This is a genomic window from Salipiger bermudensis (assembly GCF_019801965.1).
GTDB classification, from domain to species: domain Bacteria; phylum Pseudomonadota; class Alphaproteobacteria; order Rhodobacterales; family Rhodobacteraceae; genus Salipiger; species Salipiger bermudensis_A.
In genome coordinates, this window is record NZ_JAHVIA010000009.1 from 68,807 (window position 1) to 93,700 (window position 24,894).

A 24,894-nucleotide genomic window follows, 5' to 3' on the forward strand; every position below is an offset into this window, starting at 1 on the left:
CCCGCTGGATGCCGCTTTCGCCCGCGCCGGGCCGCCTTCGACCCCGCGGTGCAGCTGGTATGTTTTTTGTATTCCCGAAGGGATAGACGAGAAAATCCCGCGCCATTTTCAAAAAAATCACGAAGGAGCCTTCGGCAACAGCCGCTTTGCGGCACCCGGGCGCGCGCGGCTAGACTGGCGGCAATTCCTGCAGGAGCGCGCCATGACCGGCTATCTGACCACCCACGTTCTCGACACCGCCCGCGGCTGCCCGGCCGAGGGGCTGACGATCGAGCTCTTCCGGCTCGACGGCGAGACCCGGACCCACCTGCGAACGCTCGTCACCAATGCCGATGGCCGCACCGACGAACAGATCCTGCCCGCCGCCGGCTTCGCCACCGGGACATACGAGCTGCTGTTTCATGCCGGTGCCTATCTCGACGCCTGCGGCGTGCCCGCCGAAAGCCCCCGCTTCCTCGATCTGGTGCCGATCCGCTTCGGCATCTCGGAGCCGGACGCGCATTACCACGTGCCGCTGCTGCTCTCGCCCTTCGGCTACTCGACCTATCGCGGCTCCTGAGCCGCGCCGGGCGCGAAGGCCGCGGCGATGCGCTCGATCATGAACTCCATGAAGATCCGCGTCTTCGGATCCTGCCGGCGGCGGTGGGTGAACAGGCAGGCCATCTGGATCGGGGCCGGCGGCGTCGCCTCCGCCACCGGCACCAGCGCCCCAGAGGCGAGGTGATCGGCGACCTCGAAGCGCGGCTTCAGCACGATCCCCTGCCCCGACAGCGCCCAGTCGGTCAGCACGTCACCATCGTCGCTCTCGTAGCGCCCGGTCACGGCGAAGCGGCGCGGGCCGTCCGGCGTCATCAGCCGCCACTGGAATTCCTGCGCGCCGGGGAAGCGCAGGTTGAGGCAATCATGCCCCTGCGCGATCAGCGCGTTGCCATCGGCGGGCATCCCGCGCCGGGCGATATAGGCCGGCGCGGCGCAGAGCACGCGATCGACATCGGCGATCTTGCGCATCCGCAGGTTGCTGTCCTCCGGCTGGCCAAGGAAGAAGGCCAGATCGAGCCCCTCGGTGGTCAGGTCGATCTTGCGGTCCGAGAGCCGCAGCCGCACGCTCACCTCCGGATACTCCGCGAGAAACTCCGGCACTCGCGGCGCGATCAGCCGCCGCCCCACCCCGAGCGGTGCCGCCACGTAGAGCGAGCCCTTCAGGTTCTCGGTGACGTTGACGATCTGCGCCTCGGCGCTCTCCACCGCCTCGAGGATCTCGGTGGCGCCGCGATAGAAGCTCTGGCCGTGCTCGGTCGGCGACAGGCTGCGCGTCGTCCGCTGGAACAGCCGCACGCCCAGATGCTCCTCGAGCTGAGAGATCCGCGCCGAGGTCACCGCCGAGGAAATCCGCAGATCCCGCCCCGCCGCCGACATGCTGCCCAATTCATAGACACGGACGAAGGTGCGGATGTTGTCGAAGTAGGACATTGTTCGGCTTTTTTTGATGCTCCTTGGGAATTCCTGAAATACCAGAATAAAATCCGGTGGGATAGGCTGCGCCACGACGCACCGGCCCGACCCGAACGCCGGGCGCCAGCCGCCTGAGACCACCCGCCGACAGCACCCGAGGGAGCACACCCGCATGTACGACATGGCCATCATCTGGGACTGGATCGCGTTCAGCGTCCGCTGGCTTCACGTCATCACCGCGATGGCCTGGATCGGCGCGTCGTTCTACTTCATCGCGCTCGACCTGATGCTCAAGCCCAACGCCGCGCTGCCCGAGGGCGCGCATGGCGAGGAATGGGAGGTGCATGGCGGCGGCTTCTACCACACGGTGAAATACATGGTCGCCCCGGCGCGGATGCCCGAGCACCTGACCTGGCACAAGTGGCAGAGCTATTCGACCTGGCTCTCCGGGGCGGCGCTCCTGATGATCGTCTACTGGGTCGGCGGCGAGCTCTTCCTGCTCGATCCCACCAAGGCCGAGCTGGCGCTGTGGCAGGGCATCGTGATCTCCGGCGGCTCGCTGACCATCGGCTGGCTGGCCTATGACGCGATGTGCAAGTCGAAGCTCTCCGAGCGCCCGACCCTGCTGATGCTGCTGCTCTTCGTGATCTTGGTGATCATGAGCTGGGGCTACCACCAGATCTTCACCGGCCGCGCCGCGCTGCTGCATCTCGGCGCCTTCACCGCCACCATCATGACAGGCAACGTGTTCTTCCAGATCATGCCCAACCAGCGCATCGTGGTGGCCGATCTCAAGGCCGGGCGCACGCCGGATGCCAAGTATGGCAAGATCGCCAAGGTGCGCTCGACCCACAACAATTACCTGACCCTGCCGGTGGTCTTCCTGATGCTGTCGAACCACTACCCGCTGGCCTTCGCTACCGAGTACGCCTGGATCATCGCGGCGCTGATCTTCCTCACCGGGGTCACCATCCGGCACTATTTCAACACCATGCACCGCACCGGCAAGGGCCCGCACTGGACCTGGCCGGTCACCGTCGTGATCATGGTGCTGATCGCCTGGCTCTCGACCCAACCGGGCATGGACAGCTACGAGGAGAGCGAGGCCCGCGCGCTGACGCCCTATGAAGAGCGCTTCGCCTCCGCCGCAGGGTTCGAGGAGGCCTATTACGCGGTGATCGGCAACTGCTCCATGTGCCACGGGCGCGAGCCGTCCTGGGACGGACTCAACTGGCCGCCCAAGGGCGTGGTGCTCGAGACCGAGGCCGATGTCGCCCGCCACGCACGGCAGATCTACATGCAGGCCGGGCGCAGCCACGCCATGCCGCCGCCCAACGCCATCCAGATGGACCCGGAGGCGCGGCGCCAGATCGTCATCTGGTATCGCGAGGTCACCGCCGGCGAGAGCTGATCCCGCCACCCGTTCCCTGTTCCCTGTTCCCTCCCCCGCTCAGGGCAGATCGCTGTCGTCGCTCTCCGACAGCCGGCCATGCTTGCGCAGCTGGCGCAGCCGGGTGCGCTGCGCCGCGTCCATATGCGCCCGCATCGCCGCCTCGGCCCCGGCCCCGTCGCGGGCGCGCAGCGCCTCGACCACGGCCGCGTGCTCGGCGATCACCTCCTGCGCCCGGCGCATCTCGCGCAGCGGCGTGGGCCCGAGGATCTGCAGCGTCAGCTCGATCGAGCGCACCGATTTCACGAGGTAGCGATTGCGCGCCGCCGCGATCAGCGTGGTGTGGAATTGCCGGTTCAGCGCGTAGAGCGCCGCGCCGTCGCCGGCGCAGGCCGCCATCTCGTCATTGATCGCCGCCAGTTCCTCGATCTCCACGTCCGAGGCCGCCCGCGCCGCCAGCCGCGCCGCCGTGCCCTCGAGCACCCAGCGCATCTCGTAGAGCTCCATCAGCTCGGAATAGCTCAGTTGCCGCACGATGACGCCGACCCGCGGCTTGTGGGTCACCAGCCCCTCCGCCTCGAGCCGTCGCAGCGCCTCGCGCACCGGCGTGCGGCTCATCTGCAGGCGCTCGGCCAGCTCGGTCTCGGTGATCCTTGTGCCCGGCTCGAGGCGGCCCGAGGTGATCTCCTGCAGCAGAAGCGCGTAGGCTCCGACGGGTTGAGAGGCAGTCACGGAATTCGTGTCGGGACGGGTTGCATCTGTCATGCATCCGTACGTATACACGTGGATACAATGCGTCAAGATGAGCCCGATATCCTCGCGGTCGCCCCGCCCCCCGAACCGCCGGTGCTGCGGCGTCGCCTGCTGACGCTGGCGCTCTCGATCGCGGGCGCGCTGGCCTTCGTGCTGCTCTCTCTGCCGCTGCCCTTCCTCTTCGGCCCGATGAGCGCCTGCCTGCTAGCGGCATTGTTCGGCGCGCGGCTGTTGGGGCTCGGGGTGATCTCGAAGGCGGCGCGGACCATTCTCGGCATCGCGGTCGGCGCCTCGGTGACGCCGGACGTGCTGGCCCGGCTGCCGCAGATGGCCGCCTCGGTGGCCTTCATCCCGCCCTATATCGCCGCCATCGCGCTGATCGGGGTGCCGTATTTCCACAAGGTCTGCAAATACGACCTCGCCACCGCCTATTTCGCCGCCATGCCCGGCGGGCTGCAGGACATGCTGGCCTTCGGGCAGGATGCCGGCGCCAACGTGCGTGCCCTGTCGCTGGCCCATGCCACGCGGGTGCTGATCATCGTCACCGTGGCGCCGATGATCATCATCAGCGGCTTCGACCTCAGCCTCGACGCGCCGATGGGCGCCGCCGCCTCCGATCTGCCGTGGCACGAGATGGCGCTGATGGTCGCCGCCGGCTGGATCGGCTGGAAGGGCGGCGAGCGCATCGGCCTCTTCGGCGCCACCATCATCGGGCCGCTGATCGTCACCGCGGCGCTGTCGCTGGGCGGGCTGATCCACACGAGGCCACCCGCCGAGGCGATCCAGACGGCGCAGTTCTTCATCGGCATGGGCATCGGCGTCGGCTATGTCGGGATCACCCTGCAGGAGCTCCGGCGCGACGTGCTGGCGGGGACGGTCTATGTCCTGATCCTCGCCCTGCTGGCGCTGGCGGTGACCGAGATGGTAGTGCTGCTGGGCTTCGCCGACCCGCTTGAGGGCTTCCTCGCCTTCGCCCCCGGCGGGCAGGCGGAGATGACGGTGCTGGCGATCATCGCCGGGGCCGACCTCGGCTTCGTGGTGGTGCATCACCTGCTGCGGGTGTTGCTGGTGGTGACCGGCGCACCGATCGCCGCGCGGCTCATCGGCGTGAAGCTCGGCAAGCACAGGTAGCGCCGGCGCCCCATGCGCCTTCCCCGCGCCCCGCGCCGCCGTTCCTAGCCCGCGTCGCGCCGCGGCGTCGGCCCTGCCCCGCAGGACAGCACCCCGCGCGCCTCGAGCGCGCGCAGCTCCGCCTCGCCGAGCCCGAGCGCCTCGCGCAGGACCTCCCCGGTGTCGGCCCCGAGCAGCGAGGGCGGCGACGCCGGCGACGGCCCCTCGCCATCGAAAAGGATCGGCCCGCGCACCAGCCGCAACGGGCCCGCCTCCGGGTGCGTGACCTCCTCGATCAGGCCATGCGCCGCCACGTGCTCCTGCTCCAGCGCCTCCCCGATCGACAGGATCGGCGCGTTGGGTACGTCGAACTCGGTCAGCCGGGAGAGCCAGTGCTCGGTCCCCTCCCCTGCCATCGCCGCATGGATCAGCGGCTCGAGCGCGCCTCGATTGGCCAGCCGTGCCTCGTAGGCCGCGAAGCGGGGATCGTCGATCAGGTCGGCCCGGCCGATGCAGCGCGCGAAATTGTGCCAGAAGCGCTCGGTCAGGCAGGCCACGATGACGTGACCATCTGCGGTCGGAAAGGCGCCATAGGGCACGATGCTCGGATGCTGCGTCCCCACCGGCTGCGGGCTCTCGCCGCTGACGAAGTAGATCTGCGACAGATAACCCTGCAACGCGATCATGCTGTCGAGCATCGCAACCTCGACGTGCCGCCCCTGCCCGGTGACGTTGCGCTCGTGCAGTGCGGCGAGCAGGCCGAAGAGCGAGAAAATGCTGCCCGCCATGTCGCCCAGCGGCAGCCCCAGCTTGTTGGGCGCCTGCCCCGGCTCGCGGTTGACGCTCATCACCCCCGACAGCGCCTGCGCCACGATGTCGAAGGCGGGCTTGTCGCTATGCGGGCTGTTGGCGCCGAAGCCGGTGATCGAGGCGTAGATCAGCCGCTCGTTGCCGGCGCGCAGGGTCTCGTAGCCGAGACCCAGACGGTCCATCACGCCGGGGCGGAAATTCTCCAGCACGATATCGCAGGTCGCCGCGAGCTGGCGCGCGATGCGCAGCCCGTCCTCCGACTTGAGATCGAGCGCGATGCTCTTCTTGCTCCGATTGAGCGCGATGTAGTAGTGGCTGAGCCCGCCCTGGAACGGCGGGAAGTTGCGGGTGTCGTCGCCGCCGCCCATCGGCTCGATCTTGATGATCTCGGCACCGAGATCGGCCAGCACCATGCTGGCATAGGGCCCCGAGAGGATGCGCGAGAAATCCAGCACCCGGAGGCCGGCAAGCGGGCCTTTGCGCGCCTCCGCCCGATGGTCGCTCTGGCTGTCGCTCATGCGCTTGCCCCCCTGCTCATCCGTTTCATGATCGCCGAGGCCGCCGCCACCGGCGCCTCCCCGGCGCACAGCTCCGCATCGACGAACAGCAGCGCGCCGCCCGCGTGGCGCAGCGTGGCGCGGGTCTCGAGCAGATCGCCTTCCCGCGCGGCGCCGAGAAAGCGCGTGTCCATCTGCACCGTCACCACCGGCTGCCGCCCCGCCGCCTTCCACGCGGCAAGCGCCACCGCCTGGTCCAGCAGGCTGGTCAGCACGCCGCCATGGACCAGCCCCAGCGGGTTGAGGTGGCGCGCGCCCACCCGCAGCGCCCAGACCTCCTGCGCGCCACGCGCCACCGGCCGCAACAGCGGCCCGATCTCACCCATGAACCCCCCGATATCGATCGGCGTCCAGCCCTCGAGGCCGGCCTCCTCCTCACCCATCTCCAAGCTCCCCTCCTAGCTTCCTGCGTCGATCTGCAGATCCTGAACCTCGTCGCGCATGGCACACATGGCCTGCGCCAGCTTCGGGATCTCGCGGTCCTCCAGCCGCTCCGAGATTCCGATCGCCACCAGCGAGCGGATCATCCGCCCGCCGGCTCCGAACACCGGCACCGCGATCACCGTGACGCCGGAAATATAGCTGCCCCGGTCGAGCGCGTAACCTCGCGCACGCGCCTCCGCGACCTCTTCGAGCCAGTGCTCGAAGCTCGGCGGGTGATCCCAGACCAGCTTGTCGAACCGGGCGCGCAGGCTCTCGGGATCGGCCACGTTATGCGCCGCGAAGAGCCGCCCGGTGGCGCTGATCAGCGCCGGGAAGCGGCTGCCGAGATCGACCTGCAAGCGGAACGGCATGCTCGATTGTGACAGCGCGACCACGATCATCTGGCCCGGCTCGGCGAATTGCGTCGCGATGCTGGTGACCCCGAAAGCCTGCGACAGCTCCGAGAGCTTGGGCTGGATCAGCACCGAAAACGTGTTGCGCTGAAGCGCCGAGCGGGCCAGCGGCAGGATGCCCACGCCGATCGAATAGCGCTTGGTGGCCGAATCGAAATCCACCAGCCCCTCGTCCTGCAACACCCGCAGGATGTGCAGGCAGGTGCTCGGCACGAGCTCCAGCTCGCGCGCCATCGGGTTGACCCCGACAGGCTCCGCCGAGCGCGCCAGAAACCTCAATATCGCAAGGGCGCGCGTCACCGCGGGAACCGCCCGCTTGCTGCCTGATGATGCCTGTTCCGTGGTCATGTCCATCCTCGATTTCGCCAGATTTCATTGCCTATATACAATGATAATAGCGTATTGACAATGATTGCCTGCGATCCCTACCGTTGTCAACGAACCGGATGCAGCGCCCCGCGCCGCGCCGACCCGCCAACGAGGAGGCCCCCCAGATGACCAGCCTTGTGGACTTCACGTCCTACGCCGACGCGCAGACGCACTACGCCAAGGACCGGCTGTGGGAGCTGTTCGACGGCACGCGGGAGCGCTTCAACATCGCCCATGAGTGCATCGACCGGCACGTGGAGGGCGACGCGGTGGCGCTGCGGGTGGCCCATGCGGATGGCCGTGACGAGATCATCACCTTCGAGGAGCTGTCGCGCCGGTCGTCGCAGATCGCGCATCACCTCGCCGGGCGCGGCATCACCAAGGGCGACCGCGTGGCGGTGATGATCGAGCCGTCGCTGGCCTTCTACTGCGCGCTCTTCGGCGTCATAAAGGCCGGCGCGGTGGCGGTGCCGATGTTCTCCCTCTTCGGCCCCGACGGCATCCGACTGCGGGTCGGCGATTGCCGCCCGAAGGTCTTCTTCACCAATGCCGAGAAGGCGCCCGAGGCGATCGAGGGCGGGGCGAAGAACGTCATCACCGTCGACGAGGCCTTCCTGTCGGGGCTCGACACCCTGCCCGCCCGTTTCGACTGGGACACCTCGGGCAACGATCTCGCGGTGCTGCAATACACCTCCGGCACCACCCGCGCCCTGCCGGCGGCGGTGCAGCACAGCCACCAGTCGATCGTCACGCTGATGGTCGCGGCGCTCTACGCCACCGGCATCCGCCCCGGCGACCGCTTCTTCTGCCCGTCCTCCCCGGCCTGGGGCCACGGGCTCTGGCACGGCACGCTGGCGCCGCTCGCCATGGGCGTCTCCACCGGCACCTTCAGCGGCAAGTTCGATCCGGTCCGGCTGCTGAAGGCGCTGCAGGATTTCCGCATCACCAACCTCACCGCCGCCGCCACCCATTACCGCATGATGCGCAATTCCGGCCAGGCCGAGCGCTTCAGCTACCAGTTCGACAAACTCTCCTTCACCGGCGAGCCCATCGACAGCGAGACCGCAGCTTATGTCGAGCGGGTCTTCGGAACCAAGGTGCGCTCGATGTACGGCACCACCGAGATCGGCGTGATCATCGCCAATTATCCCGGCGCCGACGATCTCGAGGTGCGCGACGGCGCCATGGGCAAGGCGGTGCCGGGGGTCGAGGTCGAGGTGCAGCGCGCCGATGGCAGCCCCGCCGCGCCGGGCGAGACCGGCGAGCTGATGGTGCGCAAGCGCGGCCAGTGGTTCCCGACCAAGGATCTCGGCCGGGTCGACGAGGACGGCTATTTCTATCACGGCGGCCGGGCCGACGATGTCATCATCTCTGCCGGCTGGACAATCGGCGCGGTCGAGGTCGAGGACGCCATCCTGAGCCACCCGGCGGTGGCCGAATGCGGCGTCATCGGCGCCCCCGACCCGGTGCGCGGCCTGATCGTGAAGGCGCACATCATCCTCAAGCGGGCCGCCCCGCCCGAAGGCGCCGAGGCCGACGCGCTGGTGCAGGACATTCAGGATCACGTCCGCGCCCGGCTCGCCCGCCACGAATACCCCCGCCAGATCGTCTTCGTCAGCGAGCTGCCGAAGACCCCCGCCGGCAAGGTCAACCGCAAGATCCTGCGCGACCGCGAAGCCGAGGCTTTCGAGACCGCGGAGTGATCCGCCCCGCCACCGACGTTCGAGGAGAGACGTAGATGAACGACATGACCCAGAGAAAATTTCCCAAGATCACCCAGGAGGGGCTCGACGACCTGCGCCAGCGGGTCGGGGTGAAGATCGAGAAGACCGTGGAGCCGTGGTGCTACGAGGCGACACGCGACAATATCCGTCACTATGCCCATGGCATCGGCGACGACAATCCGCTCTGGTGCGACCCGGACTATGCCGCGGGCACCAAGTATGGCGACGTGATCGCTCTGCCGAGCTTCCTGTTTGCCACCAACCGCATCATCTCCGGCTATGTCGGGGGTCTGCCGGGGGTGCACGCCATGTGGTCGGGCGCGAACTGGAACTGGCACAAGACGATCACCCGCAACATGGAATTCCGCACCGAAGCCTATCTCAAGGACCTGATCGAGCACGAGACCCGCTTTGCCGGCCGCGCCGTGCAGCAGATCTACCACGTCGATTTCTACGACGCGGCGACCGGCGATCTGGTGGCCGATGCCGACAGCTGGTGCTTCCGAACCGACCGCGACCAGGCGCGCGAGAACGGCACCAAGTATACCGAGGCCAAGGCAAAGGGCCGCAAGGTCTGGAGCCAGGACGAGCTCGACAGCTACTACAAGTATTACGAGCAGGAGACGGTGCGCGGCGCCGAGACCCGCTACTGGGATAACGTGGCGGAGGGCGAGGAACTGCCCACCATGGTCAAGGGCCCGATGACGGCCACCGGCTTCATCGCCTACGCCCAGGGCTGGGGCGGGCTCTACATCCGCGCCAACAAGCTCGCCTGGCAGCTGCAGCAGAAGCACCCGAGCGCCGGCCCGAAGAACCGCTACGGCATCCCCGATTGCCCCGAGCGGGTGCATTGGGAAGAGGAGTTCGCGCTCGAGGTCGGCGCCCCCGGCGCCTATGATTACGGCCCCGAGCGAACCTCGTGGCTGACCCACCAGATCACCAACTGGATGGGCGATGACGGCTTCCTGCGCCAGGCCAAGTGCCAGGTCCGCCGGCACAACCCGGAAGGTGACATCATCCTGATCCACGGCAGCGTGGTGCGGAAATTCGAGGAGGACGGACGCTTCCTGCTGGAGATCCAGCAGCGCGCCGAACAGCAGGACGGCGAGCTCTCGGCCATGGGCTCGGCGATCGTCGAGCTGCCGAAGCGCTGAGCGCCCGTCCATCACGCAGCGGCAAGGGAGGAGCGCCGATGCTTGAGACTGGACTGAGAAAACTCGAGGACATCCTGCACATCGCGGGGTGCCTCTGCCTGGTGCTGGTCGCCGGGCTGATCAATCTCGACATCCTGTTGCGGCTGTTCGCCAACCGCCCGGTGCAGATCCAGTTCGAACTGACCGAGCTGTTCCTGATGCCGGCGCTGGCCTGCCTGTCGCTGTCGCGGGTGTTCCGCGATGGCGGCCACCTGGCGCTCGAGCTCACGCCCGAGCGCCTGCCGGGGCTGTTCGGCCGTGTCGTGGCGCGGCTGCGGCTGCTGCTGCCGGCGCTGTTCTTCGGCGCGGTGACGGTGATGTCGGGCGAGTTCGCCCTCGAGGCGATCCTCAACAACGATGTGGAATACGGGGTGGTCGACTGGCCCCTCGGTTGGGCCTATGCGGTCGTCCCCCTGGGATGCGGCGTTCTGGTCCTGAGACTGCTGCACGACGCGCTGAGGAGACGCGAACCGGCAGATTTGTGATGATTTCTCAAGGGAGGAGAGACACCATGACGATCAAGACCAAGGTGATGACGGTGCTGGGCACCGCCCTGGCCCTCGCGGCGGCGCCGCTGGCGGCCGAGACCCTGCGGCTGGGCGATTTCCAGTCGACGACGCATATCGTGTCGGTCGAGGGCACGACGAAGTGGATGGCGGCGGTGGAGGAGGCCACCGGCGGCGAGATCAGCTTCGAGCATTTCCCCTCGCAGCAGGCGGCCAAGTCCAAGGCCCAGCTCGACGCGGTCAACAACGGCATCCTCGATGCCGCGCTCCTGGGTACCCCCTACCATGCCGACGTGCTGCCGCTGAATTCGGTGGTGGCGCTGCCGGGCTATTACGGCTCCGCCGCCGAGGGCACCCAAGCGCTGCAGACCATGCTCGAGGCCGGCCCGCTGCGCGACGAGTTCCTCGCCGCAGGGGTGACACCGATCTTCGGCTTCGTGCTGCCGCCCTACCAGGTGCTCGCCAAGACACGCCTCGGCATGCCCGCCGACTGGGCCTCGCAGGACATCCGCACCTCCGGCTCGACCCAGGCGATGACCGCGCGCAGCCTTGGCGGCGTCGGCATCTCGATCCCCGGCCCCGAGGTCTATACCGCCGTCGAGCGCGGTCGGCTCGACGCCGTGCTGTTCCCGCTCGCCTCGGTGCCCGGCTACAAGCTCAACGAGGTGGTCAGCCACATCTCGACCAACGGCTCCTTCGGCGGCTACAGCTTCGTCATGGTGATCCGCAGCGATCTGTTCGACGGGCTGCCCGAAGAGACTCGGGCCAAGCTGGTCAGCCTCGGAGCCGAGACCGCGGCGCATGTGGCCGAGGCGCAGGATGCCTCCGTCGCCGGGCTCATCGAGCAGTGGAAATCCGAGGGCATCGACACCTACAGCTTCTCCGAGGACGAGCTCGCCGCGGTGACCGAGGCGGTCAGCGCCGTCAGCACCGACTGGGTCGCGCGCATCGATCATGACGGTGCCGCCTCGGTGCTCGAGACCTACAGCGAACTGACCGGCCACTGAGCCGCAGCGTTCCGCCCCAAGCAAGACGACCTCCGGGGAGGTTTCGGAGCCCCCCTTCCGAGGCAAGGTCCAGAGTCCGGGCAAGACCCGAACAAGGACCGGGGCACGACGATCCAGAGGGCAGCCGCCAAAGCCGCGCGGCTGCCCGATCCTCAAGACGCGCACGGACCCTTCATGCTGACCTTCTTCGCCATCCTGCTGCTGCTCGCCACCCTGATGGTGTTCCGCGTGCCGATCGCCTTCGCCATGGGCATCGCCGGCAGCGTCGGTCTCGCCGCCCAGCTGGGCACCCGCCCGGCGCTGGCGGTGCTCGAACGCACCTTCTTCGACACCTCGGCCTCGTTCATCCTCGTGGCCATCCCGCTGTTCATCCTGATGGCGGAGCTGCTGACCGCCGGAGATGTCACCCGCCGCGCCATCGTCGCCTGCCAGCGCTGGATCGGCCACGTCAAGGGCGGGCTCGCCATCGCCACCGTCGCAGCCTCGGTGATCCTCGCCGCTCTGGTCGGCAGCTCGACCGCCTCGACCGCCGCGATGGCCGCCTCCGCCTTCCCCGAGATGCGCGCCCACAGGTATTCCGACCGCCTCGCGGCGGCGGTGGTCAGCGTCGGCGGCACGCTCGCCGTGGTGGTGCCGCCCTCGATCGTGCTGGTGGTCTACGGCGTGCTGACCGAGACCTCGATCGGCAAGCTGTTCATCGCCGGCATCCTGCCCGGCGTCCTGACTGCGGCAGGGCTCGCGCTGGTGATCAAGATCATCGCCCAGACCACCGACCAGGCGCCGAAGGGCGACCCGTTCGAGCTCAAGGGCGCGCTGCGCCAGAGCGTTCACGTGATCCCGATGGTGATCCTGCTGCTGGCGGTGATCGGGGCGATCTATGGCGGGCTCGCCTCGCCCTCGGAGGCGGCGGCGCTCGGGGTCATGGGCTCGCTGATCATCGTGATGCTGCAGCGCACGCTGAACTTCGTGCAGTTCGGCACCTCGGTGAGCCGCGCCATCCGCGCCACGGTGATGATCGTGGCCATCGTGGCCTGTTCGGCGATCTTCTCCAACTACCTCGCCTTCACCCGCATCACCCATGCCATGCTGGAATTCGTCGCCACCACCGAGATGCCGCGCGAGGCGATCATGGCGATCATCATCCTCGTGCTGCTGGTCATGGGCATGTTCATGGACCAGCTGGCGATCCTGTCGCTGGCGATGCCGCTGGCCTTCCCGACCGCGATGGCGATGGGCTACGACCCGGTCTGGTTCGGCATCGTGGTGACCAAGACCGTCGAGATCGGCCTGCTGACGCCCCCCCTGGGGCTCAATGCCTACGTCGCGGCGGCGCAGACCCGGGTGCCGCTCGGCACGATCTTCCGCGGCATCCTGCCCTTCCTCGGCATGGAGATCATCGTGCTGGTGCTGCTGCTCTCCTTCCCGCAGATCACCCTGTTCCTGCCCGAGCTGATGATGTCGCGCTAAGCCGCCCGGCAGCCCCGAGACAAGACCGGCCAGCCCAACCTCTGGCCGGCCTCTCCGCCCTGTCCCGCGCGCCCAGACCCCATCCGGTGCCAACAAGCCGGCCTCCCCCAATCCGCACAGCCTCGCCCCCTTCTCTGGTTGAAAAATACCTCGGGGGAGACGCAGCTCTGCTGCGGCGGGGGCAGCGCCCCTTAACCGGCTGTCGCTTGCACTGCATTTGGCGCAATGCCGGATGCGCTTCTAGCCCGCCAAAATGGGCGCAGGCCAGGAGCACCCGGCCTTACCGGCTCTTCGTGCCATGGAGACATTCCAAGGTTGATCTGGCAGCACATCGAGTCAAATCGCGCGAGGCAGCGCATCCACATCGCAGCTGGCCGAGCCAGATGGCCTCTGCTCATCTGGCCGTCAAGTCGCACACGGAAAACGACACGGGGCAGCGCTTTGCAGACAGCGCGCCTGTCGCATCGGCGGCAGCGCTTTGACGCGGGTAGAGCGCATCGAGAGCGGCGAGTGCCGAAGAACCGATGCCCATAGGGATGTCCTGTCGAACCTCAGGCAGCGCGCGGCATATCAGATGACCGCCGCCCCTTGGGGCGACGGCCTGACGCTTGCGGAAAGGGGATCAGGACGCGAGCATACCGTGCGGATCGAGGACGAACTTCTTCGCGACACCGCTATCAAAGCTCTTGTAGCCCTCCGCAGCCTGATCCAGCGGCATGATCGTTGCATTGACGATGTCCGCGATCGGCAGGCGGTCGTGCAGGATCGCCTGCATGAGCTGGCGGTTGTATCTCAGCACAGGCGTCTGACCGGTGTGGAAGCTCTGAGCCTTGGCCCAGCCCAGGCCAAACCGCATCGACAGGTTGCCGGATTTCGCGGCGTCGTCGACCGCGCCGGGATCCTCGGTGACGTATAGCCCGGGAATGCCGATCCCGCCCGCGACGCGGGTAATTTCCATCATCTGGTTCAACACGATGGCCGGTTGCTCGCCGCCCGAATGGCCGCGCGCCTCGAAGCCGACCGCGTCGATCGCCGCGTCAACCTCGGGAGAGCCGGTGATCTCCGCGATCATCTCTGGCAGGTTGTCGCCCTTCGACAGGTCGACCGGTGTGAAACCAACCTTGGCCGCGTGGTCGAGACGCTCCTTGTTGAAGTCGCCGATCATCACCACCGCGGCGCCGAGGATGCGCGCCGAGGCCGCCGCCGCGAGGCCCACGGGGCCTGCACCCGCGACATAGACGATGGACCCGACGCCGACACCCGCCTGCAGGGCGCCGTGGAATCCGGTGGGCAGGATGTCCGACAGCATGGTCAGGTCGCGGATCTTGGCCAGCGCCTGATCCCGGTCCGGGAACTTCAGCAGGTTGAAATCCGCGTAGGGCACCGTGACATAGCGGGCCTGACCGCCGATCCAGCCGCCCATGTCGACATACCCATAGGCTCCGCCCGCGCGCTCCGGGTTCACCGTCAGGCAGACGCCCGTGTCCCCCTCGCGGCAGCACCGGCAGCGGCCGCAGGCCACGTTGAACGGGACGGAGACGACATCCCCGACCGTCAGCATTTCGACATCGGACCCGATCTCGATCACCTCCCCCGTGATCTCGTGACCGAGCACGAGGCCCGGCTCGGCGGTCGTGCGCCCGCGCACCATGTGCTGGTCGGAGCCGCAGATATTCGTCGAAATGACCTTCAGGATGACCGCGTGCTCCAGTTTGCGCCCATCCGGCGCCTGAAGTTTCGGATCGTCGATCTTCTGAACCTCGACTGACCCAGGGCCAGTGTACACAACCCCGATATTGCTCATGTGCGTCTCCTCCATAGATCTTGCACAGGCGAGGCGCCTCATGTCGGCATGCGAAGGCATGCAGGGCCTCGTTCGCCGGATGCTATCCTTGGCGATCCGGATCACATGGCGGGAAGCGACCTCGCCGCGAACGCCCGCGACAGAACGAGTTTTCGTGACCCCGAGGCCATCACCCGAGCGTCCGCACCCAACCCCGTGCAGAGGATCGCCCGAGCGCTGCGCATCTCCGAGCGCCGGGCAGGATCGTCAGCCCCGACCGCGATAGGGCGGAACGCCCTGATCGGGAATCCACACGTCTCGTGGTATGGCACCGGTTTGCCAGAACACGTCGATCGGAATTCCGCCGCGCGGATACCAGTAGCCGCCGATCCGCAGCCAATCGGGCTCGAGGAAGTCCACCAGCCGGCGTGCAATCGAGATGGTGCAATCCTCGTGGAATGCGCCGTGATTGCGGAACGACGTGAGGAAGAGCTTGAGCGATTTCGACTCCACCAGCCAAGCGCCGGGAACGTAGTCGATGACCAGATGCGCGAAGTCGGGCTGCCCGGTCATCGGGCAGAGCGAGGTGAATTCGGGCGCGGTGAAACGCACGTTGTACTGAACGTCCGCCTGCGGGTTGGCCACCCGTTCCAGCTCGGCCGTCTCGGGGCTTTCGGGAATGCGCGTCTCGCCGCCGAGCTGCTTGAGGTTGCTGTAGATCGTGTCGGTCATGAAATCTCTCCGGAAGATCAGACGCCGCGCTTGTTGCCCCAAATCAGGACATGGAGCTGCGGCAGGATGCGGGGCGCGAACCAGCGGTCCGCCATCGCGGTCTCGGTCAGCCAGCCAAGCCGGTCGGCGAGCGCCTGCGGATCGACCGGCACCGCCGGATCGACCTCGGGATTGCCGGGCTGCAGGAAGAGCGGCAGCTCGGGGTGGCGGCTGTGCGCGTCCTTCGCCCATTCGTAGTCGGGCTGGTCGAAGATGACGATCTTCATCACCGTCTCGCGGGCTCCGCGACCCGCTTCGACGCACTGCGCGAAGAGGCTCCAGTCGACCGTCTCGCCGCTGGACGGCGGCTTCGGCGACAGGACCAGCGTATCGAGATCCGAGAACCACGCCCGCGGCACCGACCCCTGGGTTTCACAGGCAAAACGGTAGCCCGCGGCGCGCCCCATCGCGATGAGCGGACCGAAATCCTGGATCGCCGGGTTGCCGCCACTGATCGAGACGGTGATGGGCTGCCCGTCGGACAGGCGGCGCAGCTCTGCCCAGATCGCGTCGGGCGTCATTGCAGCCCACTGGTGGCGATAGGCGCTCTCCACCGCGTGCAGACTATCGCACCACGAACAGCGGTAATCGCACCCGCCGGCACGCACGAAGAGTGTCGGCTCGCCGATCAGCGCGCCTTCGCCCTGGATCGTCGGGCCGAAGATTTCGGCAATGCGAAGGGTCGTCATGGGCGGTACTCGGCCCAGGTCTTCGGGGTCTCGCTGACCAGAACGGCGCTGGTCTCCGGCCACCGAGCCTTGCACCAGTCATGGAAGTGCTTGGCCATGTTCTCGGCGGTCGACGGCATGTCGAGCACATCGTTCAGGTGCCGGTGGTCGAACGTGTCGTCGATATAGCTCTTGAGCGGCTTGAGATCGTGGTAGTCACGCACGAAGCCGTCCTCGTTGAGCGTCTGCGCAGCCAGCTCCACCACCACGATGTAGTTGTGCCCGTGCAGCCGGGCGCATTGGTGGTCGTCGGGCAGATGCGCGAGCTGGTGCGAGGCCGAGAAGTGGAATTCCTTTCGGATGCAGAACATCAGCGGGCCTCCCGCTCGGCAACGGCGCCGGCCCAGAAATCGGGATCGGCATAGGTCGTCGGGTCGGCAATGCCCGCGAGATGGAAGGCTTCGCGCCGCTCGACGCAGGTGCCGCAGCGCCCGCAATGAACATCCCCGCCCTTGTAGCAGGACCATGTCTCGACGAAGGGGGCACCGTATTTCGCGCCTTCGATAACGATGTCGGCCTTGGTGCGGTTCACGAACGGCGTGTAGAGGCGCACGTCAGCATAACCGTCGAGCGCCATACGCTGCATCGCATCAAAGGCCTGCGTGAAGGCGGGACGGCAGTCCGGGTAGATGAAGTGGTCGCCGCCGTGGACCGCGGTCGCGACGGCATCGTCTCCGTTGGCGGCCGCGACACCGAAGCCGATGGCCAGCATGATCGCGTTGCGGTTCGGCACGACGGTGATGCGCATCGTCTCTTCGGCGTAGTGCCCATCAGGCACGTCGATGTCATCGGTCAGCGCCGATCCCGTCAGGGCGGCACCAACGGTCCGCATGTCGATGAGGTGGTGCGGCACTTCGAGGCGACGCGCGGCCGCGGCGGCGAATTCGAGTTCCTTGCTGTGGCGCTGGCCATAGTCGAAGGACACAAGCCGGGTGAGCTGATGCTCTTCGGCGATGATGTGGGCGAGCGACACGGAATCGAGTCCGCCCGAGCAGATTACGAGAGTTTTCATTCTGGACCCTTGTTTTGTTGACCGGGTAGGCTGCGACCGGTGGGGGGCGTGTAGTCGTGATGCCGCGATCACGCAAGAGCACTTCCGGGCGGACCGCGCGGGCCAAGTCTCCTGGCAGCCGCTGTGTGGCGACATCCAGGTTCGCCCTCCGTCGACAACCTTGCAGCGCTTGCGGCTCTGCGCGGCCATCGGTGAAGCCTGTGGCGGAGCGACGTGTCTTGGTCTCTCAAGCGTGCCGGGGATACGGAACCTGCGGAGAGCGTCCTGCGTCGCTGGATGGGTGAAGCCCCTTCGACACCTGCGATGGCGTTTCCCGAAAGCGGGCAGCAGCACGCCGAACTGGCGGAGATTGCGGCCCTGAAGAAGGAGGTCGCCAAGCTCAGGAGAGAGCCTGACATACTGAAAAGGCCGCAGCGTTTTTCGCGTGTGAAGCGACAGGACGGTCGCATTCGTTGCGACGCACAGGGCCCGTCAGCTGGATGTGCGAGATGCTGGGTGTCTACCGGTCAGGATTCCACGCCTAACTCAAGCGACCGATCAGCGACCGGGCGACCCAGGGCTTGAAGCTCGTCATCGCTCTCGACAGGAGCTTCAAGGCCAGCAATCGCCGCCTACAGCGACCGCCGCGTCTGGCATGACGTGCCCGAGGAAGAGCGCGCCTTAGGCCCGCACCGGATCGAGCGGCTGATGCGGCAGAATGCTATGAGAGCCCGGCCCGACGCAGCATCAGCCGGCCCGCAGCGGATCGAAGTGCCAGGCCGGCTCGGGCATTCGTGGTGCAAGGTGGTTTCACTCGGTCGGCCGATGCAAAGCGCGGACCGCCCGGCGGCGGCCGCTTCGACTTCCGGGCCTTCGGAATGAAAGAGGGTGCGGCCCGGCAGGCCGCACCCCGTCATGCGTCGCGCGTCTTCAGGCGAGGTTCTCGCCGAAAAACGCCTCGAGCTTGTCGAACGGGATGATGTCGACCTGATCGTAGAGATCGACGTGATCCGCACCCTCGATGATCATCAGCTCCTTCGGCTCGGCCGCAGCGGCCACCGCATCTTCCGAGAAGTAGCGCGAATGCGCCTCGGAGCCTGCGATCACCAGCATCGGACGCGGGCTGATCTCGTCGACATAGGTCAGTAGCGGCATGTTCATGAAGGACAGCGGGTTGGTCACGGTCCAGCCGTCATTCGAGTTCACCGACCGGGGGTGATAGCCGCGCTCGGGGTCCTTGTAGTAGGCATGATACATCCGGATCACCGGGTCATCGATCCCGTCGAGGCTGTCCGGCAGACCGCCCGCAAGCGCCGGGCTGTCCGAGGCCGCATCTTCCCAGCGTTGGCGGCTCATTGCCTCGAGCCCCGCAGCGCGCTGTTCGTCGGTCAGGCTGTCATAGTAGCCCTTCGCCATCACGCGCGACATGTCATACATCGAGGTCGTCGCGACGGCTTTCACCCGCTTGTCGGCTGCGACCGCGTTCAGCGCCATGCCGCCGAAGCCGCAGATCCCGATGATGCCAAGGCGTTCGCGGTCGACCGCATCATGCAGGCCGAGGAAGTCGATCGCGGCCATGAAGTCCTCGGTGTTGATGTCCGGGGAGGCCACCGAGCGCGGCTGACCGCCGCTTTCGCCAACATAGGACGGATCGAAGGCCAGCGTCACGAAGCCGCGCTCGGCCATGATCTGGGCGTAGAGACCGGCGGCCTGTTCCTTCACCGCGCCGAAGGGGCCGGCGATGGCGAGCGCGGGCATCGCGCCATCAAGGCGCTCGGCGGGCATATAGAGATCGCCGACCAGCGTGATGCCATAGCGATTCGTGAACTCGACCTTGGAATGCTCGACCGCGTCGCTTTGCGGGAAGGTCTTATCCCACTCGCTGGTCTGGGCGCGCAGCGGCTTGCCAAAGGAAGCCGCGGCGACGGCGGCGGCGCTGACGCCGGCCATCTTCAGCAGGTTGCGGCGGCGTTCGTTGGGAAGGTCGGTTTCGGCGGAGGTTTGCGGTGTCTCGGTCATGCGTGATCCCTGTGGTTGCTGTTGCTGCAACAAAGGTGGGGCGTCGGGACTGCGCGATTAAGACCATGAATCCGCATGTCGTGATGAGGGCTTCTCATGAATGAGGCCGGTGCCGAGACGGCCCTCTGACCCATTTCACACATCACTGCATGCAAGATTCACGCATAATCGCGCGCTGCGCCGCCGGATAGAAGAGCGGGAAGACAAACCGACGGAGCAGGCTTTGACCGATACCCCTCTGGAGCAGACCGACAACGCACCGAGCGGCGCCTGGGGCGCGGTGTGGTCCATGTCACTTTGCGTCGCCATGCTAATCGCCTCGGAGTTCATGCCGGTCAGCCTGCTGACGCCGATGGCCGAGGGCCTTGGCGCGACGACGGGGCAGACGGGTCAGGCGATCTCGATCAGCGGGTTGTTCGCCGTGGCCACCAGCCTTGCGATCACGACGATCGCGGGCCGGATCAACCGCAAGACGGTGCTGATGGTGCTGACCGGGCTGATGCTGATCTCGCTGATCGTGGTGGCGATGGCGCCATCCTTCGCCGTGCTGATGGCAGGTCGGGCGCTGCTGGGCATCTGCGTGGGCGGGTTCTGGTCTCTGGCGACCTCGATCCTCATGCGGCTGGTGCCGGAGCGTGACGTGCCCCGCGCGCTTGGGCTGATGTATGGCGGACAGGCCATCGCGGCGGCCTTTGCCGCACCGCTCGGCAGCTACCTTGGTGACATCGTCGGCTGGCGCGGCGTGTTCTGGGCGCTCACGCCGATCGTGGCGCTGAACCTTGTCTGGCACCTGATCGCCCTGCCCTCCCTACCCGTCCGGACGCGCCAGAGCCTGTCCACCTTCGGCACGCTGCTGCGGCGGCGCTATTTCCGGCGCGGGCTGGTGGCGATCACCTTCACCTGGGGCTCGGCCTTCACCATGTTCACCTACCTGCGCCCGTTCCTGGAACAGGTCACCGGCGTGGGCGTCGACCTGCTCTCGGTGCTGCTGCTGGTGCTTGGGGCCGCGGGGTTCGTGGGTTCGTCGCTGTCCGGCCGCATGGTCGGCGGCCGGGTCGAGCGCATGCTGTGCCTGCCCGCGCTGGTGATGGGTGGATGCACGGCGGCCCTGCTGATCGCCGGGGGATCGGTGATCGCGGCGGGCCTGCTGCTGGCGATCTGGGGCGCGATGAACACCGCCATGTCGGTGATCTGGATGAGCTGGATGTCGCGCAACGTCGATGACCTGCCGGAGGCGGCAGGCGGACTGATGGTGGCGGTGATCCAGGCGTCGATCCTGCTCGGTGGCGTGATCGGGGGCTTCCTGCTGGACCTGATCTCGATCGAGGCCACCTTTGCAGGCAGCGTCCTTCTGGCCCTCGTCGCCTTGGTCCTCACCGGCACGGGCCAGAATCTTCTCAAACCGAACACGGAGAGCTGACCGGTGAAACGCCCGATCCTTCCGACACGGCGCTCCGTTATCGCGGGCGCGGCATCCACCGTCCTGCTGCCCGCCGTGGCCCGCGCAGAGTCCGGCACAGGGGCCATGCGGTTGCGGATCAGCTTCGACGATCAACAGGTGATCTATCAGCTGGTCAACAATCCGACGGTGCGTGACCTGATTTCGATGCTGCCGACCGAGCTGGAGATCCAGGATTTTTCCAACAACGAGAAGATCGTGCACCTGCCGCGCCGTCTCGACGAAGGCGGCTTCGAGGCCTTCGAGGACGAGACGCCGGGCGATCTGTGCTATTTTCTCGGCTGGGGCAACCTCGCGCTGTTCCACGATGATTACACCTTCCGCGACGACCTGATCCGGCTGGGCCATATCGAAGGCAGTGTGGCGCCCCTGCTGCACAAGGGCACCTATCCCGTCCGGATCGAGACGGTATGATCAGGGCACAGGCACGCCCGTCATCTCCGAGAAGCGCGCGAGCACCGTGTCCTGAAACGCCGGGTCCTCGACCTTCGGATCCGGGCGCTGCCTGCGCATGTGGTGCCAGTAGCCGCCCGCTTCGTCGGCACCGGTGGCAAGCCAACATTGGGTCACATGCGCCTGATCCAGCGGATCGCCGGCGGAGGCGCCTCCCATGCGCGTCGGCACCCAACCGGGATCGACCGTGTGGCAGGTGACCCCGTCCAGCCTGCGTGCGAATGCGGCGGCCAGGGCCATGACCATCAGCTTGCTTTCCCCATAGGCGCTGCTCGATGACCACGGGCGACGCGTCCACTCCATATCCTCCAGCACCTCGCCATGGCCGCGGTGCATCGAACTGCCGGTGAAGATCAAACGCGCCGGTTGCTCTGCCAGTAGGCTGAGCATGTAGGGCGCCAGAGCGTTGACCATCAGCACCCGCAACAGGCCATCCGGCGTCTCGTTACGCTGCGCATCGATGATCCCAGCGTTATGGATGATCGCATCCATCGGACCGATGGCGTTCAGATATCCAGCCATGCGTCGCACCGCGGCAAGATCCCCGAGATCCCCTGTCAGCACCTGCGCCTGAGCCGCAAGACCGCTGATATCCTCGGCGCGCTTGGCGTTGCGCGCGTGCAGGATGACCTCGTGCCCCTGCTCAAGCAGGCGCGTGGCGGCATTCCGTCCGACTCCTGCGGTCGACCCGGTCACGAAAATTCTTGCCATCGCTTGCCTGTCCTTCTTGCTCATTGTGCAAAATCTGGATGTAATCGCATTCGATAAATCGACAAATCGCAAGAGACATCCCGTGCCCCGCGAAAACCTGAACGACCTTCGCGCCTTCATCGCCGTGGCGCAGGAAAGCAACTTCACCCGCGCTGCCGCCCGTCTCGGCGTGTCGCAATCCGCGCTGAGCCACACGATCCGCCAACTCGAAGAGCGATTGGGCGTGCGCCTGCTGACCCGCACAACGCGCGCGGTGGCCACGACCGAGGCCGGCCAGCGCCTGCTGGACGGAATCAGCCACCACATCGGCCAGATCGATGCGCAGCTCGACGAGCTTGGCACCCTGCGCGAGACCCCCGCCGGCACGGTGCGCCTCGTCTCATCGGAGCTGGGCATCAGCCAAGTTCTGTGGCCAAAGCTGCAACCGCTGCTGCGCGCCAACCCCGATATCAAGGTGGAGATCACGCTGGACAACGGCTTCAACGACATCGTCGCAGAAGGCTTCGATGCCGGCGTGCGGCGGGGCGAGCACCTGGCCAAGGACATGATCTCGGCCCGGATCGGTGAGCCCCTGCGTTACATCGTCGTCGCCGCGCCTGAGGTCTTTGAGGCGCACCCGAAACCACAGCATCCGCGCGATCTGGCGGACCTGCCCTGCGTCAACTTCCACCTGCAATCAGCGAAACGCAACTTCCCTTGGGAATTCCGCGAGGACGGGCATGATCTGCGGGTCAAGGTCGACGGGCAGCTTGCGTTCAACAATATCTTCCTGGTGCTCGACGCAGCGCTTGCCGGCTTCGGCTGCGCCTACATGTCGGTGGACCTTGCCGAGCCGCATCTGAAGGCCGGTCGCCTGGTGCAGGTGCTCGGGGACTACTGCCCGCTCTTCGACCCGTTCCACCTCTACTACCCGAACCGACGCCAGCCCTCGCCCGCGTTCCGCGCTGTTCTGGAGGCGCTGCGGCATAGGAGCTGACATGCGCGGGGTCGTCCCTATCACCAGACAGAGGCCGACCGTGCCATGCAAAGATGCAAGCGAATGTCCCTGTTTCCCATAGCGCTGGACGGTGGGCTGTGAAGGACCTGCCCCCCTTGGAACCCGCGGTTATCAGTTCGCTCTGTTCAGGGATTGGTCCTGTACTGACCGTTGGCCGACCAAGGCACGGGACTCTCGGCCCCTCGCTGCCCGTGTAACCTAGACAATACAGCGCAGGCGAAGGGCGCGAGCCGAAGCCCGCGCCCTCTGCAAATCGCATCAGGTCACTCGACTGTGCCAGGCAGAAGCTCGGTGTAGATCTGCGTATGCACGAGTTCGATCACCTCCAGAGCATCGTCCGCCGCGGCTGCGAAGAGTGCCGCGTAATCGTCGGGGGCGGGAAGCTCGCCGTTGACGGACTCATCTGCAAGATACGCGTTGATATCCACCGTCGCCGTCACGGGAAGCGCGCCGTCGATCGACACCCAGTAGGTGTAATCGGTCGGATAGTCCCGCGCATACTCGAATGTCGCGTAATCGTAGTAGTCGCCGGCCTCCACGACACCGGAAATGACGTTCTCGTTCACGAGGTAGTCGAGCGTGATATCCCCTGTCTTGTCGGCCAGGCCGGCCAGCAGCGATGCGGCGGTGTCCAGCGTGGCCAAGCCGACGGCATCGAGGGCCGCTTCGGTTTCGGATGTCGCGTCGGAAGCAAGCCCGGTCGCGAGATCGGTGTAGAGGGCAAGGTTCTCCAGGGGGGAGTCGATCGTGTACCAGACTCCGTCAACGCTGTAGACGATCCTCCCCGACACATCGAGGGCCACGTCCTCGGCAACCTCCAGCTTGTCCAGAGCTTCCTCCAGAGCGTGATCCGTCACGCTTGCAGGAGACCGCGCCACCGACGACCTTCCGAAATCGACCTCGATGGCGGCTGTGCCTTCGGGGATCTCCCCGAACTCCGTCGCCACGGTGTCGGTGCAGTCGGCGTCGAGGCAGACGTAGACTTCGGTGATCTCTTCGCCGGTTTCGGGATCGACGCTGGTCCCGGCGACGATCGGTTCACCAGTTGCGAGATCCCTAAGCAGCACCACGATGTCGCCGTAGAGGTCCCCCTTGCTCGTACCGGAAGATGGGTTTCCCGTGCCGGCGCCGGCATGATCATTCAGCTCCGGATTGCCTCCGGCCCATTCCGGCCGGTCGCTGTCTTCGTCGGCCTCTTGCGTCGCAGGCGCGGCGGGACGCGCCACCTGCACGCCGGCGCTCCCCTGCCCGCGAGAAGAACTCTGTCCCGTGGAACTGCTCCCGGTGTCCACCGACCCGCCGCCGCTCTTGGCGACACTGCCGCCACTGCTGCTACTGCCGCTGCCACTGCCGCCCCCGGCACTGCCGCCGCTGCCGCCTGAGTCCGAGCTGCCTCCCGAACCATGGCCTTGCGCCTGCGCGAAATCGACCGTTGCGAGCGAAAGCGCTCCGGCGGCGACCCCTGCCAACAGGACGGTCTTAGCCGAGAGCGCGAGAAACTTACGCGATGTGATCATTGTCTTCCCTCCTCTTAACAGCAGACGAAGCCCCGGTTCCGGGATGGTCCACTGATCCCGCGAGGAGTTTAGCGTTTCCCGAGCACATCGACGTTGATAGATATCAATTTCAAGATACGTTCTTCCTGAATTCTGTTTCCCTTCGGCGAGACGAGGGCAAGTCTGGGCTTGCAGAGGCCGATCGTCGCGCCCTGCCCGAACGGGAGCTTTCCGGGAATGCACCTCAGTCAGCTTCTCGCGCAGAGCGGCCCCTGAGAGCGACCGCAGCGAATATCGGCCCTCCTGCCCTTT

The 24,894-nt window shown here is 66.7% G+C and carries 24 protein-coding genes; 11 read left to right on the plus strand and 13 right to left on the minus strand.

The features are described 5' to 3' along the window. The first annotated feature begins 202 nt into the window (after positions 1-202). Positions 203-559, plus strand: a complete 357-nt coding sequence (gene uraH / locus KUV62_RS19300) for a hydroxyisourate hydrolase (protein WP_222605374.1) — start codon at positions 203-205, stop codon at positions 557-559. On the opposite strand, the gene KUV62_RS19305 is transcribed toward uraH, so the two are convergent. Further along, positions 544-1,470, minus strand: a complete 927-nt coding sequence (locus KUV62_RS19305; RefSeq protein WP_222605375.1) for a LysR family transcriptional regulator — start codon at positions 1,468-1,470, stop codon at positions 544-546. The two genes, uraH and KUV62_RS19305, sit on opposite strands and share 16 nt — an antisense overlap. Before the next feature lie 154 nt (positions 1,471-1,624). On the opposite strand from KUV62_RS19305, the gene KUV62_RS19310 reads away from it, so the two are divergent. After that, positions 1,625-2,863, plus strand: coding sequence for a urate hydroxylase PuuD (locus KUV62_RS19310; RefSeq protein ID WP_222605376.1), 1,239 nt, complete (start codon positions 1,625-1,627; stop codon positions 2,861-2,863). A 39-nt stretch (positions 2,864-2,902) separates the two neighbouring features. Here KUV62_RS19310 and KUV62_RS19315 read toward each other — a convergent pair whose 3' ends face one another. Next, positions 2,903-3,574, minus strand: a complete 672-nt coding sequence (locus KUV62_RS19315) for a GntR family transcriptional regulator (RefSeq protein ID WP_315901601.1) — start codon at positions 3,572-3,574, stop codon at positions 2,903-2,905. Between the two features lie 60 nt (positions 3,575-3,634). On the opposite strand from KUV62_RS19315, the gene KUV62_RS19320 reads away from it, so the two are divergent. After that, entirely contained in the window at positions 3,635-4,726 is a 1,092-nt protein-coding gene (locus KUV62_RS19320) for an AbrB family transcriptional regulator (RefSeq protein WP_222605378.1), read from the plus strand. Between the two features lie 44 nt (positions 4,727-4,770). On the opposite strand, the gene KUV62_RS19325 is transcribed toward KUV62_RS19320, so the two are convergent. From KUV62_RS19325 to KUV62_RS19335, 3 genes are read right to left on the minus strand one after another with little or no spacing between them, the layout of a single operon-like run. After that, positions 4,771-6,033 (minus strand): CaiB/BaiF CoA transferase family protein, encoded by a 1,263-nt coding sequence (locus tag KUV62_RS19325; protein WP_222605379.1) that lies wholly within the window; start codon positions 6,031-6,033, stop codon positions 4,771-4,773. Beyond that, a complete protein-coding gene (locus KUV62_RS19330) occupies positions 6,030-6,455 on the minus strand; it encodes a PaaI family thioesterase (RefSeq protein WP_222605380.1) in 426 nt (141 codons plus the stop codon). The genes KUV62_RS19325 and KUV62_RS19330 overlap by 4 nt, the downstream gene beginning before the upstream one ends. A gap of 15 nt (positions 6,456-6,470) precedes the next feature. Beyond that, positions 6,471-7,256 carry an IclR family transcriptional regulator gene (locus KUV62_RS19335; protein WP_222605381.1) on the minus strand — a complete coding sequence of 262 codons (786 nt, stop codon included), beginning with the start codon at positions 7,254-7,256 and terminating at the stop codon, positions 6,471-6,473. A gap of 146 nt (positions 7,257-7,402) precedes the next feature. Between KUV62_RS19335 and KUV62_RS19340 the strand changes: the two genes are divergently transcribed. From KUV62_RS19340 to KUV62_RS19360, 5 genes are all read left to right on the plus strand, one after another. Beyond that, positions 7,403-8,980 (plus strand): acyl-CoA synthetase, encoded by a 1,578-nt coding sequence (locus KUV62_RS19340; RefSeq protein ID WP_222605382.1) that lies wholly within the window; start codon positions 7,403-7,405, stop codon positions 8,978-8,980. Between the two features lie 35 nt (positions 8,981-9,015). Continuing rightward, a complete protein-coding gene (locus tag KUV62_RS19345) occupies positions 9,016-10,155 on the plus strand; it encodes a MaoC family dehydratase N-terminal domain-containing protein (RefSeq protein WP_222605383.1) in 1,140 nt (379 codons plus the stop codon). A gap of 38 nt (positions 10,156-10,193) precedes the next feature. Continuing rightward, positions 10,194-10,679: a TRAP transporter small permease gene (locus KUV62_RS19350; RefSeq protein WP_222605384.1), complete on the plus strand. Its 486-nt coding sequence runs from the start codon at positions 10,194-10,196 to the stop codon at positions 10,677-10,679. 26 nt (positions 10,680-10,705) lie between these two features. After that, complete coding sequence (gene dctP / locus KUV62_RS19355; RefSeq protein ID WP_222605385.1) at positions 10,706-11,707, plus strand: TRAP transporter substrate-binding protein DctP; 1,002 nt, start codon at positions 10,706-10,708, stop codon at positions 11,705-11,707. Between the two features lie 174 nt (positions 11,708-11,881). After that, entirely contained in the window at positions 11,882-13,174 is a 1,293-nt protein-coding gene (locus KUV62_RS19360) for a TRAP transporter large permease (protein WP_222605386.1), read from the plus strand. Positions 13,175-13,796: 622 nt separating this feature from the next. Here the strand turns inward: KUV62_RS19360 and fdhA are convergent. From fdhA to KUV62_RS19390, 6 genes are all read right to left on the minus strand, one after another. After that, positions 13,797-14,978 carry a formaldehyde dehydrogenase, glutathione-independent gene (gene fdhA / locus KUV62_RS19365; protein ID WP_222605387.1) on the minus strand — a complete coding sequence of 394 codons (1,182 nt, stop codon included), beginning with the start codon at positions 14,976-14,978 and terminating at the stop codon, positions 13,797-13,799. A 246-nt stretch (positions 14,979-15,224) separates the two neighbouring features. Beyond that, complete coding sequence (gene queF, locus KUV62_RS19370; RefSeq protein ID WP_222605388.1) at positions 15,225-15,689, minus strand: preQ(1) synthase; 465 nt, start codon at positions 15,687-15,689, stop codon at positions 15,225-15,227. A gap of 17 nt (positions 15,690-15,706) precedes the next feature. Further along, entirely contained in the window at positions 15,707-16,417 is a 711-nt protein-coding gene (gene queE / locus KUV62_RS19375) for a 7-carboxy-7-deazaguanine synthase QueE (protein WP_222605389.1), read from the minus strand. Then, positions 16,414-16,767, minus strand: a complete 354-nt coding sequence (gene queD / locus KUV62_RS19380) for a 6-carboxytetrahydropterin synthase QueD (protein ID WP_222605390.1) — start codon at positions 16,765-16,767, stop codon at positions 16,414-16,416. The genes queE and queD overlap by 4 nt, the downstream gene beginning before the upstream one ends. Beyond that, the gene (gene queC, locus KUV62_RS19385; protein ID WP_222605391.1) at positions 16,767-17,468 is read right to left on the minus strand and encodes a 7-cyano-7-deazaguanine synthase QueC; all 702 of its coding nucleotides are present in this window, start codon (positions 17,466-17,468) and stop codon (positions 16,767-16,769) included. Before queC ends, queD begins: the two co-directional genes overlap by 1 nt. Positions 17,469-18,377: 909 nt before the next feature. Then, positions 18,378-19,466, minus strand: a complete 1,089-nt coding sequence (locus tag KUV62_RS19390) for an alpha/beta hydrolase (protein ID WP_222605392.1) — start codon at positions 19,464-19,466, stop codon at positions 18,378-18,380. Between the two features lie 223 nt (positions 19,467-19,689). On the opposite strand from KUV62_RS19390, the gene KUV62_RS19395 reads away from it, so the two are divergent. Both KUV62_RS19395 and KUV62_RS19400 read left to right on the plus strand, forming a co-directional pair. Then, on the plus strand, positions 19,690-20,886 hold the full coding sequence (locus KUV62_RS19395) for an MFS transporter (RefSeq protein ID WP_222605393.1): 1,197 nt from the start codon (positions 19,690-19,692) through the stop codon (positions 20,884-20,886). A gap of 3 nt (positions 20,887-20,889) precedes the next feature. Continuing rightward, positions 20,890-21,339, plus strand: a complete 450-nt coding sequence (locus tag KUV62_RS19400) for a cyclophilin-like fold protein (protein ID WP_315901602.1) — start codon at positions 20,890-20,892, stop codon at positions 21,337-21,339. Here the strand turns inward: KUV62_RS19400 and KUV62_RS19405 are convergent, their stop codons facing one another. Then, positions 21,340-22,113, minus strand: a complete 774-nt coding sequence (locus KUV62_RS19405) for an SDR family NAD(P)-dependent oxidoreductase (protein WP_261395779.1) — start codon at positions 22,111-22,113, stop codon at positions 21,340-21,342. A 58-nt stretch (positions 22,114-22,171) separates the two neighbouring features. On the opposite strand from KUV62_RS19405, the gene KUV62_RS19410 reads away from it, so the two are divergent. Then, positions 22,172-23,065, plus strand: a complete 894-nt coding sequence (locus tag KUV62_RS19410; protein ID WP_222605394.1) for a LysR family transcriptional regulator — start codon at positions 22,172-22,174, stop codon at positions 23,063-23,065. Positions 23,066-23,349: 284 nt separating this feature from the next. Here KUV62_RS19410 and KUV62_RS19415 read toward each other — a convergent pair whose 3' ends face one another. Next, positions 23,350-24,603: a hypothetical protein gene (locus KUV62_RS19415; RefSeq protein ID WP_222605395.1), complete on the minus strand. Its 1,254-nt coding sequence runs from the start codon at positions 24,601-24,603 to the stop codon at positions 23,350-23,352. Positions 24,604-24,894: the final 291 nt, after the last annotated feature.